At 37.7% G+C, this 18,951-nt stretch carries 22 protein-coding genes; 8 read left to right on the top strand and 14 right to left on the bottom strand.

Annotation, left to right across the window (positions count from 1 at the left end):
- Positions 1–108 precede the first annotated feature (108 nt).
- From WG932_RS10730 to WG932_RS10705, 6 genes are all read right to left on the bottom strand, one after another.
- Positions 109–423: a hypothetical protein gene (locus WG932_RS10730; RefSeq protein ID WP_483087924.1), complete on the bottom strand. Its 315-nt coding sequence runs from the start codon at positions 421–423 to the stop codon at positions 109–111.
- A 77-nt stretch (positions 424–500) separates the two neighbouring features.
- On the bottom strand, positions 501–812 hold the full coding sequence (locus tag WG932_RS10725; protein WP_483087923.1) for a hypothetical protein: 312 nt from the start codon (positions 810–812) through the stop codon (positions 501–503).
- Positions 813–1,310: 498 nt separating this feature from the next.
- A complete protein-coding gene (locus WG932_RS10720; RefSeq protein WP_483087922.1) occupies positions 1,311–2,456 on the bottom strand; it encodes a 6-bladed beta-propeller in 1,146 nt (381 codons plus the stop codon).
- Positions 2,457–2,666: 210 nt separating this feature from the next.
- On the bottom strand, positions 2,667–2,990 hold the full coding sequence (locus WG932_RS10715) for a pirin-like C-terminal cupin domain-containing protein (RefSeq protein WP_483087921.1): 324 nt from the start codon (positions 2,988–2,990) through the stop codon (positions 2,667–2,669).
- On the bottom strand, positions 2,987–3,544 hold the full coding sequence (locus WG932_RS10710; RefSeq protein WP_483087920.1) for a pirin family protein: 558 nt from the start codon (positions 3,542–3,544) through the stop codon (positions 2,987–2,989). The genes WG932_RS10715 and WG932_RS10710 overlap by 4 nt, the downstream gene beginning before the upstream one ends.
- A gap of 55 nt (positions 3,545–3,599) precedes the next feature.
- Positions 3,600–4,205, bottom strand: a complete 606-nt coding sequence (locus tag WG932_RS10705) for a Crp/Fnr family transcriptional regulator (protein ID WP_483087919.1) — start codon at positions 4,203–4,205, stop codon at positions 3,600–3,602.
- A 283-nt stretch (positions 4,206–4,488) separates the two neighbouring features.
- On the opposite strand from WG932_RS10705, the gene WG932_RS10700 reads away from it, so the two are divergent.
- The 4 genes from WG932_RS10700 (at position 4,489) to WG932_RS10685 (ending at position 9,136) form a co-directional block, all read left to right on the top strand.
- Positions 4,489–5,724 (top strand): sialidase family protein, encoded by a 1,236-nt coding sequence (locus tag WG932_RS10700; protein ID WP_483087918.1) that lies wholly within the window; start codon positions 4,489–4,491, stop codon positions 5,722–5,724.
- A 181-nt stretch (positions 5,725–5,905) separates the two neighbouring features.
- A complete protein-coding gene (locus WG932_RS10695) occupies positions 5,906–7,009 on the top strand; it encodes an acyltransferase family protein (RefSeq protein ID WP_483087917.1) in 1,104 nt (367 codons plus the stop codon).
- Between the two features lie 19 nt (positions 7,010–7,028).
- A complete protein-coding gene (locus tag WG932_RS10690; protein WP_483087916.1) occupies positions 7,029–7,847 on the top strand; it encodes a hypothetical protein in 819 nt (272 codons plus the stop codon).
- Positions 7,844–9,136 (top strand): FG-GAP repeat domain-containing protein, encoded by a 1,293-nt coding sequence (locus WG932_RS10685; protein ID WP_483087915.1) that lies wholly within the window; start codon positions 7,844–7,846, stop codon positions 9,134–9,136. Before WG932_RS10690 ends, WG932_RS10685 begins: the two co-directional genes overlap by 4 nt.
- Before the next feature lie 426 nt (positions 9,137–9,562).
- Here the strand turns inward: WG932_RS10685 and WG932_RS10680 are convergent, their stop codons facing one another.
- From WG932_RS10680 to WG932_RS10655, 6 genes are all read right to left on the bottom strand, one after another.
- On the bottom strand, positions 9,563–10,240 hold the full coding sequence (locus WG932_RS10680) for an alpha/beta hydrolase fold domain-containing protein (protein ID WP_483087914.1): 678 nt from the start codon (positions 10,238–10,240) through the stop codon (positions 9,563–9,565).
- 50 nt (positions 10,241–10,290) lie between these two features.
- On the bottom strand, positions 10,291–10,476 hold the full coding sequence (locus WG932_RS10675) for a hypothetical protein (RefSeq protein WP_483087913.1): 186 nt from the start codon (positions 10,474–10,476) through the stop codon (positions 10,291–10,293).
- Between the two features lie 47 nt (positions 10,477–10,523).
- Complete coding sequence (locus WG932_RS10670) at positions 10,524–10,715, bottom strand: hypothetical protein (protein WP_483087912.1); 192 nt, start codon at positions 10,713–10,715, stop codon at positions 10,524–10,526.
- 44 nt (positions 10,716–10,759) lie between these two features.
- Positions 10,760–11,431: a hypothetical protein gene (locus WG932_RS10665; protein ID WP_483087911.1), complete on the bottom strand. Its 672-nt coding sequence runs from the start codon at positions 11,429–11,431 to the stop codon at positions 10,760–10,762.
- A gap of 77 nt (positions 11,432–11,508) precedes the next feature.
- Positions 11,509–11,838: a hypothetical protein gene (locus WG932_RS10660; protein ID WP_483087910.1), complete on the bottom strand. Its 330-nt coding sequence runs from the start codon at positions 11,836–11,838 to the stop codon at positions 11,509–11,511.
- A gap of 103 nt (positions 11,839–11,941) precedes the next feature.
- On the bottom strand, positions 11,942–13,144 hold the full coding sequence (locus WG932_RS10655; RefSeq protein ID WP_483087909.1) for a hypothetical protein: 1,203 nt from the start codon (positions 13,142–13,144) through the stop codon (positions 11,942–11,944).
- A 442-nt stretch (positions 13,145–13,586) separates the two neighbouring features.
- On the opposite strand from WG932_RS10655, the gene WG932_RS10650 reads away from it, so the two are divergent.
- The 3 genes from WG932_RS10650 (at position 13,587) to WG932_RS10640 (ending at position 15,381) form a co-directional block, all read left to right on the top strand.
- Positions 13,587–13,730: a PLDc N-terminal domain-containing protein gene (locus WG932_RS10650; protein ID WP_221311882.1), complete on the top strand. Its 144-nt coding sequence runs from the start codon at positions 13,587–13,589 to the stop codon at positions 13,728–13,730.
- 358 nt (positions 13,731–14,088) lie between these two features.
- A complete protein-coding gene (locus WG932_RS10645; protein WP_483087908.1) occupies positions 14,089–14,622 on the top strand; it encodes a hypothetical protein in 534 nt (177 codons plus the stop codon).
- 147 nt (positions 14,623–14,769) lie between these two features.
- On the top strand, positions 14,770–15,381 hold the full coding sequence (locus WG932_RS10640; RefSeq protein WP_483087907.1) for an alpha/beta hydrolase: 612 nt from the start codon (positions 14,770–14,772) through the stop codon (positions 15,379–15,381).
- 167 nt (positions 15,382–15,548) lie between these two features.
- Here the strand turns inward: WG932_RS10640 and WG932_RS10635 are convergent, their stop codons facing one another.
- Positions 15,549–15,848: an XRE family transcriptional regulator gene (locus tag WG932_RS10635; RefSeq protein ID WP_483087906.1), complete on the bottom strand. Its 300-nt coding sequence runs from the start codon at positions 15,846–15,848 to the stop codon at positions 15,549–15,551.
- Positions 15,835–16,134, bottom strand: coding sequence for a hypothetical protein (locus tag WG932_RS10630; protein WP_483087905.1), 300 nt, complete (start codon positions 16,132–16,134; stop codon positions 15,835–15,837). The genes WG932_RS10635 and WG932_RS10630 overlap by 14 nt, the downstream gene beginning before the upstream one ends.
- Positions 16,135–17,276: 1,142 nt before the next feature.
- Between WG932_RS10630 and WG932_RS10625 the strand changes: the two genes are divergently transcribed.
- Positions 17,277–18,833 carry a hypothetical protein gene (locus tag WG932_RS10625; RefSeq protein ID WP_483087904.1) on the top strand — a complete coding sequence of 519 codons (1,557 nt, stop codon included), beginning with the start codon at positions 17,277–17,279 and terminating at the stop codon, positions 18,831–18,833.
- Positions 18,834–18,951 lie beyond the last annotated feature (118 nt).

Below are 18,951 nucleotides of genomic sequence, written 5' to 3'. Positions count from 1 at the left end.
AATGGTTTCATAGAGACGGTATTCATAACCTCTCTTTATACCGAGACTTTTGCGTAGAGAAAGCAGAACATTTTCATCAAGATCAATACTACTTTGTATTTGAACATTTTAGGCATAATTAATCCTCTCTACTCCGGCGTAAATATCAAGTACTTTCAACATATCCTCATTATATTCAGGGTTAAATGGATTGTTTGCAGAAATGTACAATCCTTTCTCACCTACAAAATGGTTATTTAATGAATAAACCTGAAATTTATCAAAAATATGTTCTCCGATAATATTCAGTTCGCTATCCAAAACCATCACACCCGAATAGGGTCTCGAGAATTCGAGGTCTAAATGATTGTATTCTTCCTCCAAGTTTTCGGGGTCAGGAGAAATTAAAGAAAAACCTGTAAAATACGTTTCTGTACTTATCATAAAGAAGGCTTTTATAATGGTCTGAAGAAAAAGAATTTGCTAACGCTTTTTCCATTGGTAAGATTTCATTGACGTAATCAAGGTTTGTTGACATGATTAGACTTCACCTCCTTTCGCTGTATTATAGTCTCAGGGGCCATATCAAAAACCTGAATCTCATGGTCGTACCAGGGAGCAATGTATAAATTCCCATCCCTTTTCCGTCCATGAGTACCCGGAAGGCTTTTGCCATTATCCCAATAGTCTTCTCTGTAAAACACATCGTACCACTCCACATCTCCTGTATTAATATCTAAACTAAAGACCAATCTTTGCCTTTGAATGGCATCTTTATTCATCCCATGATGGTCCATGAAAAGTGGCTGTGAGCCGAAAATTTTTGTTTCCATATTGATGCATTCGCCGATCAAATTCAGACCTTATTACGGTAAGTGGTCTTTGATCGTCAATAATAGTCACCTTTTTTAATACTTCTCCGCTAAAGTTAGTTAAAACTAAGCTTGGAGGCCTGTTAGTTGCAAGAGAATCTTGCAGAAGTAACTGTTCCGGCATTAAACCCTAAATCCCATTTTCTCCCTCGCTGAATTGTTATTTCATGAGCGATCCCTCCTGAGGAAGTTCAAGAAATTGGAATTTATCCTTAAAGTCGTTTAAAAGTAAAAGGTATTCTCCCGAGTCAGAGCAATCAACTGAGTATACCGAGGATTAACCAGGTAGTTTCTAAAAGCTTAATTTCAAGAAAATTGGTCTTAAAATCAATTTCTTTCTTTTACTGAATCTTTACATCCGGTAGCTATCAATATCAACAACAGAAAAAATATTCTCATTCTCACAAGCAATTAATGGTACTTAATAACCTACAAAATTTTAAAACGGTCATTTAATTTTTAATTCACCAAAACCCATGTATCCTCTTTTAACCTTTTTTTATTCGTTTGAAAAAAGGAATGAATATTACCTTCCATTATTTTAACTTTTTTATTTCCATACAACTCCACATATTTATTAAAGAAGTTAGATGAATGAAACCTAAAAACTAAATGATCATCTGTTCCTGTCCAAGGGAAAACATATGGCATTCCATCAATATCATTTTCAAGGTTTTTCCATTGATTAAGAATATTAAATTCATGGTCCATGAAAATATAATGTCTTTGATCAAGACCTTGCCTAACAAACAATACATATTTATCTAAATACGAATGAATTAAATCAATCCCACTAACCAATTTTCGATCTCTGACTAAAACTTTTAATTCTTCTCTTTTTTCAAATCCTCTTTTTTCATCAGCTACATTGTGTTTTCCAAAATCAAAAAAATAAGTATCCTTCAAAAACCCTGAAAATTTATCTATAAAAACGACTTTTGTAGCATGTGGCATTGAAAAATATAGAAGATCTTTTGATTCTATTTCTTTAAGTCCATTTAAGTTATCGACCCTTACAATATTCTCTAATGGTTTGTCTATCTTATAAAAAAACTCTTCTTTACCTGTTGAGTTATCCCTTCTAACAAAATTATATCCTTTAAAATCAGTTTTATAGGACATAAAGTAAATGGAATAAGTATCTGCTACATAAAAGTTGGTATTTTGGTAGCTGTTTTTTATTTCTTTAATAAATTCCCCATTGCTATCAAATTCAAGTTGTTTTTGTAAATGAGTGTCTTGAATATAAATTCGATCCTCAGTAACATGAAAGTCATCCATTTGTATATATTCTCCCGGCCCCATACCATTGGCATTAATTGTATTGACAACATGGCCTTCTTCATCAAAGACAAATAAATTATGAGATCTATTGTCTCTAATAAAAATCAATCCATCTCTAAAAACTACATTATAAAGGTTAATTACAGGGTTGCTGTCCGGGTAATCCAAAATAATATATTCGGGTTTTGCAAAATGATCTGATAGTTTCCCTTGTTTGGATTGATCCAGATCTATTTCGATTGTTATGAGCTCTTGATCTGAATCAACTTTTTCTGAGCAGGACCAAACAATCATTGTCAGTATAAAGAATATTTTTTTCAACCTTTGTTAGAATATTTTAATTATTCATTATAACAATAACAAAACTAATGACAAAGTTATTTAACTGTTATTATAAATAATTAGGCAGGAGAAAACCCGGTGGCTGAGCGGAGTCGAAGCCATAGGGTGGCGTATCGGAAACACCTACACCTTCGGCTCCGCTCAGGAAGCGGTAACCCCACACTTCCGGATTTGTTTTTTCATAGACTATTAATCTTCTAAATAGCCAAATTTACCATTGTTGAAATCATTGAAGGCTTCCATTAACTCCTCCTTGCTGTTCATAACAAAAGGACCATGCGCAGCAATGGGTTCATCAATTGGTGCTCCACTGAGAACCAATACCACAGCATCTTCGCCGGCTTCGATTGTGAAGTTTTCTCCATCATTTGCCATCAATGCCAAATGATTGGTTGGCATTTTTTCGCTTCCGTTGATCACAATACTCCCTTCCAATACAAGCAATACCGTATTGTAATGAGCGGGAAATTCAAAATCTGCTTTTCCACCCTTGTTTAGTTTTGCATTCATCATATGCAAGGGGTAAAAGTGGAGGCAACGCCTTTGACATCTTTGTAGGCACCTGCTATCACTTCAATCTGCCCTGCATTGTCTTCCAACACATGGCGGGGGATTGTCTTATTTTTTATGGCCTGGTACTTAGGGGGACTCATTTTGTACTTTGCGGGCAGGTTAACCCATAGTTGTACCATCTGAAATTCTCCACCGGACTTGCTCCATTCTCTTTCATGGTATTCTTTGTGCAATACACCACTTGCTGCAGTCATCCATTGCACATCGCCTTCGCCGATCACTCCGCCACCACCACTGCTGTCGTGGTGTTCAACTTTGCCTTTGTAAGCAATAGTGACGGTTTCAAATCCTCTGTGTGGGTGTACGCCCACCCCTTTTGGTTGACTTGAAGGAGGGAATTTATAAGGTGAATTATAATCCAACAAAATAAAAGGGTTTACCCTTTGCATATCTAGCCTGTAACCACTAGGGATAAAATTATGCACACGAAAGCCATCACCTACAAAGTGAGGCTCTTTGGGACTTGCTACCAATTCTACTGTTCTTGTTTTCATAGCTCTTATTGTTTATACTACAAATTTACCAAGTAGAGAACCCCTGTGCATTGATCTATGATAAGAAGCTATCCCTTGAAATTTTTTTCGCCAGTTCTTTACGAACCCGGCTTAGGCTTTCCGGCGTAATGCCCAGATAAGAGGCCACCATTGTTTGTGGAACCCTCAAAAGTATGTCCGGGTACATTTTTACAAACTGTAAATACCTGTCTTCTGCATTTGTACTTAGCAATAGGTTGATTCTGTTTTGCAAATGACGGATATGATTGTGTAGCAGTCTATTGTTGAAGTCCGTGAAATGTGGGACTTTATTTGAAAGCATTTGAATAAAGCTTTCGTCTAGAAAAATCACTTGACTGTCTTCTAATGCCTGGATATAATAAGCAGAAGGCTGGTTAAAATAACTGCTTTCCCGATCGGTTACAAACCAGTTTTCAGGTGCAAAGGACAAAACATGCTCCTTGCCTTTATTGTCAATAGAATATTGTCTTAACAGTCCTTTTTCCACGAAAAAAGTATGGCTGCAATGTTCGTTCTTTCTCAGTAAAAATTCATCTTTTTTCACCTGTTTTACCTTACAATTTTCAAGGATTGATATAATTTCCTTTTCTTCAATCATTAGGTTTGAAGTCAAGAAAGTTTTAAACGTGGTGTGTTTCATTGTTTTCGGTAAGCTGAGGTTTGCTGCGTTAGGCCGAGGCATTGCCAAGACCTGAATTTACAGAAATATACCGGCCATCTGAAAAATAAGCGGTGAAAATCTGCTTTATGATTTCCTTTCGATTGGTAGTATTACTTTAGAACCACCCTTATAAGGAGTTTGGTATTTACCAATCAGATAATAGTATTGTTAATTTGTGAAAAAACGGTGGTTTGTAAGGGTGTTTTTCCGTATGTTTCCTTAATATTGGTTCATTAATCTCCATTACCCAAAAATCTTTAGAATGGCTAATCGAAGAGAATTTCTTTTGAAAAGTAGTGTGTCTGTTTTAGCAATAGGTCTACCACAGGTAGGTTTTTCCTTTTCCAAAGCCCCATTTGCTCCTAAGTTTAGCCATAGCCTGGATGTGGTGGCCAAGTTGTTTGACGGCAAACAATGCTGGGTGCATCCAAGAGCAGGCACAGTGGATGGGTCAAAGGAAGTAGTCATGACCATGAGTACATTGGATTTGGAAGGGAGTGATGTTTTTAAGGGCATGTACCAGATCCTGAGCAAAGATGGAGGGAAAACCTGGACCGAACCCCGAAAATCTGAACCTTTGGCTCCTAGAATGGAAACAGTAGATGGTGTTGAGCACCCGGTTGCTGCGGCTGATTTTTGGCCCAAGTGGCACAGTAAAACCGGTGTATTGCTAGGGATAGGGCATACCATCGTGTATACTCCGGAATGGAAAGTGGCAAGTCCAAGGCCCAGGCATACCGCCTATTCAGTATATGATCCCCAAGCAGAAGACTGGTTGCCTTGGAAAAAACTTGAAATGCCGGAAGGTGAAGTGTTTTTCAGCGCAGGCGCCGGCTGTGTGCAGCGATTGGATTTACCTGATGGTTCTATCTTATTGCCCATTTACTATAAGCCTCCGGGGAAAAATTCAAGGGTGGTGGTCTGTCATTGCAGTTTTGACGGTAAGGAGTTGCGCTTTTTGAAAAAAGGCAATTCCCTAAAGGTGGACAATGATACAAGAGGTTTGCACGAGCCTTCTTTGATGGAATTTGGGGGTAAATATTTTCTAACCATTCGGAATGACTTGCAAGGTTATATCACAACCAGTGCGGATGGTTTGCATTATACGGCCATTAAACCTTGGACTTTTGACGATGGTTCTCTATTAGGCAATTACAATACCCAACAGCATTGGGTCAGGCATTCCGATGCTTTGTTTTTGGTTTATACCAGAAAAGGTGCGGACAATGACCATGTGTTTAGGCATCGGGCACCTTTATTTATGGCACAAGTTGACACGGAGAAGCTGGCAGTAATTCGGGATACTGAAGTGGTACTGGTACCAGAAAGAGGAGCCAGGCTAGGGAATTTTGGTGTTACGGAGATTAGTCCCAAAGAAACATGGGTGACTGTTTCCGAATGGATGCAGCCGGAAGGAGTAGAGCAATACGGTAGTGACGGCAGTGTTTATGTAGCCAAGATTAAATGGAAAAAGCGGAACAAACTTTTTGGGAAATAGCCTTTTTCTCGGATGCTACGATTGTATTGCTGATAGATAATTAATTACTTATTTAGGTTTTAGTTCCTGAATTTCACATAGACCAAACACGGAGGGTAAGGGTATTTACCTATAGTGTTTGGACACTTTAAATGAATGAAAACGATTTATTGATACCATTAACCACCAAAACCAAGTTTTTATGATTGAACAAGCCATTAAGCCAAACAGAATCCTCTCCATAGATGCTCTTAGGGGATTTGATATGTTGTTTATTATTTTTGCTGACCGTTTCTTTGCCTTGCTACACAAAGGAGGGCAAACCCCTTTTACAGGTTTTTTGGCCAATCAATTCAGTCATCCCGATTGGTTTGGATCCACCTTTTATGATATTATCATGCCACTATTCTTATTTATGGTGGGGGCCGTTATCCCTTTTTCTTTGTCCAAAAGAATGCAGGAAAATACGGGCAAAGCCCAAATTTATAAAAAGCTCTTCAAGCGGGTTTTGATCCTGTTTTTTTTGGGTTGGATTGTGCAAGGGAATTTATTGGCTTTGGATATCAATACCTTTAAAATCTTTAGCAATACCCTTCAAGCGATTGCTGTAGGCTATTTCTTTTCTTGTCTGGCTTTTATTTATTTGAGCAGGAATGGGCGCTATATTATGTTTGCTGCCTGTTTGATCATTTATGCCTTGATACTCACAGTTCCCAATGTTCCGGGAGTTGGTCAAAGTGTGATTCTTCCTGATAAAAATTATGCTTTGTATTTTGACCATCTAGTATTGGGGCGGTTTGACGATGGCTATCAATATACTTGGGTATTGACAGGTTTTGGCTTTATTGCCACAACGCTTTCCGGTTTATTTGCAGGAGAACTGATAAAATCCAACTTGCCACGAAAAAAAGTAGCTCTTTATCTTTTGTTGGTCGGAATAGCAGGGCTTGCCTTAGGCATGATTTGGGGTGTCTGGCATCCTATCGTCAAAAAAATATGGACCAGTTCATTTGTATTGGCATCCTCAGGGGTATGTTTTATTTTATTAGCCATTTTTTACTGGATCATAGATGTCAAAGGCAAGTATAAATGGGCCTTTATGTTCAAGGTGATTGGAATGAACGCGATTACTGCTTATGTACTTTCCCATGTGATAAGCTTCCCTGATATTGCAGATTTCCTAATGTTCGGACTAGAACAATATACAGGTGCCTATTATGGGGCTTTGACTACCCTTGGTGGTTTTGGTTTGCTCTACCTGATCCTTTGGTACATGTACAAAAACAATACTTATATTAAAATATAGCAATAAACATTTTACAATAATGATTGAACCCATTAAAACCCGGCTACCTATTTTAGCAATAGGTAGCCTTTTCCTATTTTCCTGTGAAGCAGATCAGCAGGCAATAGAATCAAGTATCTATAGGGACGATATGCTCCACAAGCTTGCCTACAATAATCCCGGCCTGCTGGTAGATCTGGATGCTGGTTTTAAAGCCGTACCCATGCCCATGGACTTTGATGGGGATGGAGATCTGGATTTGTTGATTTCAGAATCCGGAAGCTATACGGAATCCGGAATTTTCTACTTTGAGAATATTACAGGCAATACAGGAATGCCTGTATTTAGAAGAAGGATGAAAGTTTCCTTTGAGCGAAGGAGACTTGGAGACGATGGTTCCAGATTTCAAACCTCCTATGTGGGGGAAGGAGTGCACGTGCTTACCCCTGATCGGGTTAGAGAAAAGCTTTTGATTTATAAAAATGTGCCTCAAAATGTCTTTTGGGATGAAAATGAAGTGCATTTACCTGACGAAGGCTATGATTACCTGCACAACTGCAAAACAGAATGGAAAATTATCGATTTTGATGGGGATGGTGTGTATGATTTGATGGCGGTAGCCACACGGGACAAACCCAGAACTTATCGAGGGAAGTTGGGCAAAGCGGCAGAAAAGCTAGATTTTGTAACAGATGGAAAAAACCATGTGTTGTTTCTGAAAAACAGCGGTACCAATGAGGATCCTGTGTATGAAAATCCCCAAAGGCTTTTGAAATCAGATGGATCTCCTTTATCCGAAGGGTTATCGATGAAACCCATGTTTGCAGATTTTGACAATGATGGAGACTATGATTTTTGAGTATTGGTAAAAATCATGAAAATTTTGACATCGACTGGAACGATGATTTTATCATTTACTTCGAAAATACCGGTTCTGCTACAGAATATGAGTTCGGCCAAGGTAGGGCTTTGAAAATGGATGGTCTGCCCATACAATACGAGTCCAGGGCCACCATGCACCAGACTGCAATTGATTGGAACAGAGATGGTTTTATGGACATTTTAGCCGGAGATGAAGACGGGAAAATCTCCTACCTAAGGAACACCGGTGAAATGGTTGATGGATTGCCACAATTTGCCGCTCCCGTGTTTATCCAACAGGAAGCAAAATACGTTGATTTTGGGGCTTTGGTAGCTCCTAGGATTTTCGATTGGGATGATGATGGATTGGACGATATTATCAGTGGAAATGCAGTTGGAAATATAGGCTTTATTAAAAATTTGGGTGGAAAAGATCCTGTCTGGGATGCTCCCAAATTACTTGAAGTTGATGGAGAACCGATTAGATTGATCCAAGATGAAGCACTTCCCAATACTGAGCGACCTTTTTGGGGCTATAGCACCATTGATGTGGGTTATTGGGATGAAGATGATTTGCCGGATATTCTGGCCAATGAACACAATGGAAATATTGTGTTTTTTAAAAATACTGGTAGCAAGAAAGCCCCTAAACTGGCAGCACCACAGCCATTGTACGTGGAATGGGAAGGCGAACCACTTCGGCCAGCCTGGGTGCCGGGCATAGCGCAAGCAGACAATGAATTATTGGCTCCTTGGAGAACATCTCCATTGATTATGGATTTTAATGAAGATGGGTTAAATGATTTGGTGATGCTGGACCATGAAGGTTATTTGGCAGTGTATCCTCGTAAAAAGGTTAATGATAAACTAGTATTGACGCATCCGCAGCGGAATTTTGTCTTTCCTGATGGTCAACCCATTTTGCTCAATCAGCGTACAGGGTCGAGCAGTGGGCGGTTAAAAATAACCTTCCATGACTGGGATGGTGATGGCCTGGAAGATTTGATTGTATCTTCTAAGCCGGCAGTAGATTGGATGAGGAATAAGGGTATGAAGGATGGTAAATTGGTTTTGGAATACATGGGAAGGGTTTTGTCCAAAACCTTGATGGGGCATACCGATGGCCCTGTGGTGTCTGATTTTAATAAAGACGGTGTGCCTGATCTTGTAGTGGGGACCGAAACAGGTCAATTTTATTATTGGCAACGCTCAAGTTTTGACATTACCTCTACCATGACCACAGAAGGAAAACAAGGCCCTGCCAAGTACCCTTATTTTAAGCGGTAAATCCCTTTTTATAAATATTAAGAACGAGGATATATGCAGATGTGCGTATATCCTCTTTTCTTTAGTTTTAACAGGGATGCTTAAACATGTATAATCAACGTTTTGAATCTAATATTCCTTGAGATTTTGTCATTATTGTTGCAGAAAAATAGCAACAATACCGCCAAAATCGTGTTGAAATCAATGGTTTCAACAGGGGCTCACGCCCCTGTCTACAAATTTGCCACCCCTCTGGGGTTTTCGGATTCATTAAACTTTAAAATCAGCATTTGCATAGATATTTTTGTTAACCTGTTGGAGTCATGTAGAATTTTTCAATGGAATCTTAATTAATTGTAGTTTTCAAAAAATGGGTTTTATTTAGCTATAGGAGAATTTTACAAATGTTTTTCCAAAAAGCATCAATATAAAATTGGGCATATTCATTTACTTTTTGGCAGCATCCATGGTATGTGGCCAACCTTTGAGTCGGTGGTAATCATGGTCTACACCGGCCTGATCTAACCAACTGGCAAGGGAATCGGATTGGCTGACAGGAACCAAGGAATCAATGGTTCCTTGGAAAATTAATGTAGGTGGATCATCAGTACTGATAAAGGTACTTGGTGAGGCAAGTTTGTACATCTCAGGGATTTCTTCATAAGTAGCGCCCATAAAACTAAGTACCTGCTCTGTGGTAATGGCATAGGGAGTAGTGATGTCTACAGGGCCATAAAAATCTACAATCGCCTTTACCTTACTATCTGTACCAAGCTCCTTACAGTCTTGGTTGAATAATGTTTCATCCCCTCCATAACCCAGCAATAGCGAAAGGTGTCCACCCGCAGAGCCACCTATCAGCACCATGTGTTCCGGGTCAATGTCATATTCAGCAGCATGTTGCTTAACCCATTTGATTCCACAGTTGACATCCTGGGCAGCTGCCGGAAATTTCGCGACACCTGATAGCCTATAGGAGAGGGTTACCGTCACATAACCTTTTTGGGCGTAATCGATCATATAGGGCAAATAATCCTGCCGCTTACCTTTTTTCCAGGCTCCACCATGGATAAATACCATTGTAGGTGCAGGACCTTCCAAGCCTTTCTTTTTGTAGATATCCAATTGTAAGTCAACATCACCTACGGTTTTATAAGTAACATTTTTTATAGCCTCTAAATCATCCGGTACAGGGGCTTAGAATCTATTAGATCTAACATTCCCAAACCGTAGGCCATTTTGAGGAGCGTTTCATTCATGTATCCTTTGGGTGCTTTGAGAGGGCGTTCCGGATCTGTCTCTGCAGTTTTGCATGCCAATACACTGGAAAAAATCAATAAAATTATAAATAGCTTCTTCATTTTTATTTTTTTACCCTGATGATTTTATTTACAAATGAATAGAATTTTCAATATACATAAATAGGATTGGTGTAAATCCATGGGACCCATTCTTTTTTCAGCTCAAGCCTAGCCACTATCCGGTAGTTTCCTTTGTCTCGAATCCTATATTTATAATCATAATTTTCCTCCGTCTCCTCAATCAACTGCCCATTCCGGTAAAGTTGAAATTTTACAGGAAATGGGGAAAGGGCCTTCAATTTAGAAGCAGCAGCCAGACTTACTGAATCTCCTAATATGGCTGTTAAGCTATCTTTTTATTCACCGCAAGAAATTGAAAACCTTCACCTTTTGCCAAGCTTTCAAAGGATACAAAGACATGCCCCAATTTAATATGGTCCCTAATATTTACATTGGTAAAAGTATCGCAGTACACATAGTTATTGGCATGGTTAAAAGAGTTGAAATAGGGATCCAACTCCCATTTAAATGCCCAGCCGTATTTATCTTCTTCTCCCATTAGCAGTTTGTCAAACCAATTGGGCTCTCTTATTACTAAGGTGTCGGCATTTGGGCCAACCCATTCTATTTTTTCGTCTTCAAGCTGCCTGGCCCTGAAACTTTGATTGTTGTGCGCATCAACTCCGGCTACCCCTACAATCTTACGGTTTTGGTTTAGTCGGTCCCAGTTGGCCAGGATTTCTGTTTGTTCATCATAGAGATCCCTAAACATCCAATGGGTGTATTTTTTTGGATTCAATAACCTATTGAGAAGAATGGGGAATACCCCTTCTTCATCTTTCATGTCCGTATGGATATTGTAAATTTCCATGGCTTGATAATCAGGATTGTCCCAATCGTGTTCGTCTTCCGAATGCACATAAATCGCCAATCCATCGTTTTCCACAATCTCCTGAATAATCTCTTTTTCAGGCCTATCCCAGTCAATTACAGTGCTGTCAAATGGGCTAATCATTAAACCTGACCTATGTTCTGTACCGGATTCAATGATGATGCCTTCGTAAATTCCTTGATATCCTCTTGGAAAGGTGTCTAGCTGATGCCGCTTGTGATCGGAGTTAAAAATAAATTGGAGTTCGGCTTTTTTGCCCCATCCATTATCTCAGGTAACAAACCCCGGCTATCGTGGGACCAGAAAGTATGGGAATGTACAGCTCCCTGATACAAGGGCATCGGGATACGTTGTGGCGGTTTTCTGTATTGTTGCCATAACTCATTTCTTGCCTGTTCTAACCCGGGATAAGTTACCCATCGGTTCCATAGGGCCGGTGAGATTTTTACTAGGATCAGTAGCAACAAAAGGACAATTGCGCCCAAAAACAAGTATTTGAGCCATTTCAATATGCCGGATTTACCCCTCATGTTATTAATTTAAATATTGAGAAAAGGTAGCAACTTTTCAGGATTCTTTACTGTAAGCAATAGGCTGGTATTTTTATTTTAATATTAAATCAAATCCGAATTATTAATGCTTATTCAGCACCCGGACTTTTTCGATCAATTGAAGGGCTTCCTCTATATAGATCTCTGCAGTATCTTCACCGAGACTGGTTTTGCTGATGTATTCATAACGTTTGAAACTATTGAAATCAACCTTGGTGAGCATGTACCCAAAGGCATCATTGGTCAGGCCAAATAAAAATGGTTGGTTGGTTTTCATCTTTCTTTTCAAGTAATAACCAATATTCGGCAGCGCCTCTCCAGGAATGGTAAGGATTTGGGCTGAGCCAATGTTCAGAAGGTTTATCCTTGTTTTTAGCAGATAGTCCTCGGATACCTTTAGCCCTATTTCAGAATGGTCTATCAGCATTTTCATCAGGGGAGAAGTCACAGGTAGATTGATTTCCTTTGCGCTGGTAAACAAGACAGGCGCAGTTTGCAGGGGAGCCTTGTCTACAATCGCCAGGGCCTGGTCTGCCAATAATTCACCAATCCGGATACATTCTTCCCAATCCCCGGCCTCTCTGCCTTCAGGTCTTCGGTTGTCGGCAGTCACCATGCCTCCTTGGGCACCATTCATAAAAATTGCTATTCCTCCTGCTTTGGCTTCAATTCGATCGTAAAGAGGACCACAAAGATCTGGAGATAAAATACCTTTTTTATTGCCAATGACTTCAGGGTGGATGGCGTAATTGACCAAGGTGGCTATGGCCTTGTCTTTGTTCTTTCCAGAAGTACCAAAAGCCTGGATGACCCCACAACGTGGGTCATAAAGATCCGGTGCATAATAATTATAGGCAATCTTTCCCTGGGCTTCTCCCACGGCAATTTTTAATGCAGCAGGCTCCACGTTTTCCATGGCTTCATTTACCGCGTCGGCCACCTGCTTGACACACCATCCCAGGTAGTCAAAATCTGCCAGTACCTCACCCTTTTCATTGGGAAAACCATAGGCATCGGGCGCACTGTGGGTATGGGTGGCGCCAATAAGGATGTTTTCAGGAGGAATTCCTTTGATCAAGGCGCGTGACTGGTCGCCAAGTACTGCGGGCCATCCTAAGTTGTCTATGCCTACAATGGCCACCCTGACGCCATTTTGTTCCATCACCATTGCCCGAACGAAAAGGTCTCCCATTTTCTCCGTCGCCGGACTAGGTGTTCCCACTCCACCAGAAACGGGAATCAGGGGATCAGGCGTAATTACCCGCAGGGCAGCTCCCACTTTCAATTCTTGGGAATATAGGGAGTGGAACAAAAAAGTATAAGTGCGAGTAGGTAAATAATTTTTTTCATGGGCTGTATTATTCGGTTAAACCTCAAAGGTTCACTTAGATTACGGGTAATTATAGTTTTAGTACTACTGGAAAATTCCCATTCCTATTGAATTTGTTGTTGGTTTACCTTTGTCTATGCTTAGAATGAGGAATTCCACTTTTATCAATAGCCCTAGCTTTAGCTGGAGGTTGGTAGCTATATTTTTTTTAGTGCTAGAGTCCGGATTTTTCTATATGGGATCATGCTTACGCTTCATTAAACTTTAACCAGAGTAGGGGGATTTGAACGATAAATTTTAAATATTTAAATTTACTATAATTCCAAACACACTTTAATTGAAGAGATAAGATGGACGATTCAAATACTTTTCCCCTGTTTTTTTATTAATAATTGGTTTGATTTGGTTAATTCCACTTATCTCAATCAGCCTTTCTAGTAAAACGCGAGGTAGCGAGAAACTAGCATGGGTTCTTGCGGTGCTTTTTATCTCTTGGTTTGCCTGGATCTTTTATTTACTTCTTGCACCAATAAAAAAATGACTAGATTTTCATTTATAGTAGTATTACTTTTCGTACCTCTATTGTCTTTTGGATAAAATAATAAATACTTTGATAAAGAACTTAAAAAATATAATAATTACATTTTTGCCAACGAACAAGATGTTGGTCATTTACTAAATTGGCCAAAATTTAAACGAAAAGAAATTGTGCTGTGGGAAGGTAAAGGCCAATCAACCATGATGCTTGGAAGTGCCACTTTCCTTTATGACTATCCCAAAAAAACTATGCAGATTTCAATGTGATCATAATTAAATCTAAACCACAATGGCAAATAAGATTTAGTTTTAGTGGGACGTCAATAGATGTTTACAAAAGATTGCTATATAAAAAACAATGGATGGATAATTACGCATATCAAAAGCCTGAGAGTTACAGATTGGTCTATGGGTTTGATCAAGAAGATAATAGATTAAATAAAGCATTAAGTGTACTTCATTTTTACTATTCACAAAGCAATATCAGCTATCAAACGGATATCGATCATGGTCTACTTGAGTTTGATGTTATCGAGATAGAAAAAAATCAAAATGATTTTGCATCCCTTTACTTCTACAGTCCATCCTCTTTATATATTAGTTTTTATGTAGGGAATTATGATTTAAAACGCAATGATTCAACAATCTATGAACTAAGAAAAGATAAGCCAGCAATGGTTAAAGTGAAAAATGATGGGGTTTATACTTTGAGTGCAAAGACTAGTAAACGAACGGATGTTAAGTTGAATATTGAAAAGGGCCGTAGTTATTTTATCAGATGTGGAATTGACAAATCATCTTTTCTAGGTAAACCAAAGATTCATCTTGTAATCCAAGAATATGGAAAGCCAGAATATTGGGCATGTGTCGAACGATCAAAAAAACAGAATAAATAACCGAGGTTATCAGGTCAGAGCATTTAGCATTTTAAACTTCGTAACTTGAAACCCTGACTTAGCTATTTAATGAAGCATAAAAACGAAATATAATTTGAAAATTTATGGGATAAGTGGACTTGGAGCTGACAAGCGAGTTTTCAACTTTTGAAATTGAATCATACGCTAATTCCTATTGAATGGATCAAGCCTTACAAAAGGGAACCATTACAAGACTATTCAGCTAGACTTTCGAAAATTATTGACCCTAAATCAGATTTTGTACTTATTGGTGTTAGTTTTGGAGGATTAGTGGCTGTCGAGATTAGCAAAATTTTGAAACCTTGCTTAACAATATTGATATCTTCGGTAGAAACTAAAATTGAATTAAGACCCATTTACAGAGGTTTTGGCAAACTGAATATCATAAAAAAAATACCGGCAAAATTATTTGACCCACCAAGATACATCGCATCCTCTCTATTTGGTACAGCCAATAAAGAACTTCTAAATGATATCTTAGAGGATACTGATTTACAGTTTGCAAAATGGGCCGTTAATGAATTGGTAAATTGGGACAACCAAAACCAAGTTGAAAACTTAATTCGTATTCATGGTACAAAAGACAAGTTGATTCCTTGGAGAGGTTTGGGTAAAGTTGAATTAATTGAAGATGGGGAACATTTTATGATTGTTGATAGGGCTAAAGAAATAAGTAAATTTATAAATGAAAAAATAAAAGATAGGTCCCATCAATTAAGGCTTAATTCAAATAGTTAAGCCTTAATTTACTAATGTCTTTTTGCCAAGAAAGGATGTTCATTGAGGTGGAAAAGCCCTAATTTTTTCTACTTTCATGAAAATTGGAAACTTTCGGTATTATGGATCCTAGTTAGGCTTCGCTAAACTCAGACCAGATAGGAGCAGAAGCAAATGTGAAACTTACTTCACCAAAGAATCGTCAAAATCTTCCACTGATACATTGGATTTTTTTCTAGTTTAAATGAAGGATACATACCGACCTTTAGCGCAATTTGAATGACTTTTTCTAAACTAAAATTAATATCACCATCGTTTAAAATCTGGGATACACGCCCCTGACTTATATTTAAATGTGCCGCTAAATCCTTTTGCTTCATGTTATGTTGCTCCATATAATCCACAATAGCATTGTATAATAATGCATTGATATTTTCAATCCAATAGGAGGGTTGATTTAAAATTTGTTCTCTCTTATTTACTTTCATTGTTGAAGTTTTTAATCGTTTGAAGCACTGATTTAATGTCTTCTTTTTGATTGCCCTTTTTTCCACCAGTTACTATAACTCTTCCTGTATTTTCTTCATGGAATAAGTACAATCTTATAATCCCTGATTTAGCTTCATACACTTTACAGTTCATTCCATGTCCCTCAATCAATCTAAATTTGGTTTTAGGTAATCGTAATAGAATAGATGTAATTTCGATAATACTAAGTGCACCGGCTATTTTGTCAAATATTAAGGCGTCATTTTGATGTTCATCAATAAACATTTGCAAAAGACTTTTACCGTACTTGCACAATTCCCAAATGTCAATTTTGGTTGGATTTGGAATATTTTCTGTATGGATTGACGAATATTTTTCCCAAAATGTTTAGGTATAGCTAAACTTATTAATCACCTAATTTACACAAATGTTTAATTATAACAAGAAGCCACCTTTATATCATAAGTAGGTGGTCAAAACAATAGTGATGACTTGATAAGTCAAATGAGATTCCTTCTCAGAGTGATTTTTTGTTTCAAATTTGAGGTAGCCACAAATCAAACCCTTTCGATCACTAATCTTTGGCTAAAGCCAGATGATATTTTGTAACCTTAAAAATGGGCTAAACCCCATTCCTATGAATTGATTTCTTTGATTTATTGGGTTTCCGATCTTAAAGTCCAGCCGAAGGGGTAGGCATTGCAAGATCTTCAGCCTAAGGCTTCGGCTCCGCTCAGCCGCCGGTGAAACGAGAGGGGCCAGGTAAAGATGTATAATAATAATAATAATAATAATAATAATAATAAAGCCATTCTTTTTTCTTTAATAGCCCCCTGATATAGCTTGCGGATGGCATGGATTTACTCGCTTTCGTGGCTTTAGGCAAATTATTATGGCAAGAATCTATCTGACTAATTATGGGATTGGAACAGCTTGTTCTTCTTTGATGGAAGTTGAAAACTTTCGGCATTATAGGTCTAATTTACACTTCGCTAAACTTATACCAGATTGGATTTGAACTACCTTATAATTTATCGTAAAACATTTTTTTACATTTAAAATACAAAAAAGTTGGTTTAAAAAATATTTATTTCTTAGTTTTGCTACCAGTAATTATTGCTATGAAAAGACAAGGGAAATCAGGTTGAGGGGAGAAGTATTTAGGAAGATAAAAAACTGTCTTAGCTTATCACCTAGTGAGAAAATTCCTCTCAAAATTAAACCCAAATTTTCTTTCAATTTGAATGCATACCAAGCGACAAAACCGGGAGGTAATTTATAAAGTAGCTACATTTCTTCAGAGTTGTGATTTTGTGAGGAATAGAATTAAGTACAATCTTAAAAATTCTCCTACTCAACTTCTTTGAATTGGGAATCATAATTTTTATAAAAGTTTAATATAATTTTTACCATAAATCAATAAGAGAATGAAAGTAAAATTTTACCTAGCAGCATTAATTTTTCTATCGCTTCAACTTGAATTGTTTGCTCAAGAGAAGACGATAAATGTGGAAATTACAGATCCAACTTCAAAAGGACTGTTAACGGGTACAATAGGCGTTATTGGAACGGTAGATGATGGACACTTTTTATTGCGGGCTATTTCCAAAGGTTTCTCATTGTATGGAAAAGGAGTGGGGACAAAAGGTGTGTTGGTCGTGGAAAAGCTTAACCAAAAGTATGAACTTGAGAAAAGCCGAAAAATAGAAGATATTCCGATGACTGTCATGAATAAAGCGAAAGACAAAAGCTTCGAATTCTTCTACCAGGACAAGGAAAAAGACATATGGTTGTTTTATTCAGATGCGTTTAACAATAAAAATCGTTTGTTCAGGAAAAAACTGGACCAAGAAACCTTGGCTTTTGAAGCGCCAATATTGGTTTCAGAATTGCCCATCATTAATAAGAAACTAGACCGAAGGTCAAATTACAATATTATTCGTTCAGAAGATAATAGCAAATTCGCCGTTTTCTCCTTTGTGGGTAGTAAGAGCAATGATGGGTCTGAAGCATATGTTGAGGTATTTGATGCTTTGATGAACTCAGAATGGCAAATGAATACGAGTATTCCTGAATACGACAAGAGTGGACCGGATACCAAGTTATTTGGCATGATAAAATCTTTAAATAGCAATGGAAATATTCGCCTTTCCAATGAAGGGGTGTTTAATATGTTGAGTAAGGTGGACATAGTAAAAGGAGGCAATGAATTTATGCACTTTATGTATTCATTTTATAGGGGCATTGATGACCCTGTTATCACTTATCTTAAAAATACGGACAAGTATTTGTTAAGGATGTCCCTTATTCAGGATAAAAACAAAGATGTAAGATTGGCCGGTTATTATTCCAATGATAAGAAGCTTAAGCAAATTGATGGCTTGTTTGTTCAGAGTTTAAACCCTTTTACATTGGCAATTGACAAGCAAAAATTCATTCCCTTTTCCAATGAAAATAAAATGGATTTTTTGTACCAAAGCGAAGATTATTTATCAGGAAAAGAAAAACGAAAGCTTGAAAACGGTAAAGAGATGGAGGTCCCTTCCAACACTTATATCAAATCTATATTTGTTAACGAGGACAATAGCATTACGCTGGCCTCAGAGTACTATGAGTCCTATACGTACAATGGTAAAATTTACCATGTAAACAATGATTTTCAATTCACCAATATTTCTCAAAATGGTGAAATCAATTGGATTCAAAATTTTAATAAACAACAAAAAGACATTACTCTTAACACCAATGGGATCTATCAAATGTATGAGAGTGGTACCATCTATTTTATTTACAATGAACCACTTGAAAGAGAAATCCGTGTTGGACAAATAAATTCCAAAGGAGAAGTAAGTGCTAAAACGATTTTGAAATCCAGCAAAGGTGGTGAATTAAAAAAGTTCTGGTTGATTCCCGGAACCATATCCAAAGTAGGAGACAATACCTATTTAGGAGTAGCAGCAAAATTTTTAAAGAAAGACTGGTGAAGATTGAGATCAATTGATTGAGTACATTATTTGGATTCTAAAAATTCTTGACCTTCAATAATGAGTTATTGATATTTATAATCGAGGGCTTTCCGCTCACGGTTATAAATATCAATCA

This window comes from Cyclobacterium sp. SOCE241, assembly GCF_056867545.1.
This window is presented reverse-complemented; position numbering and strand designations above follow the sequence as displayed.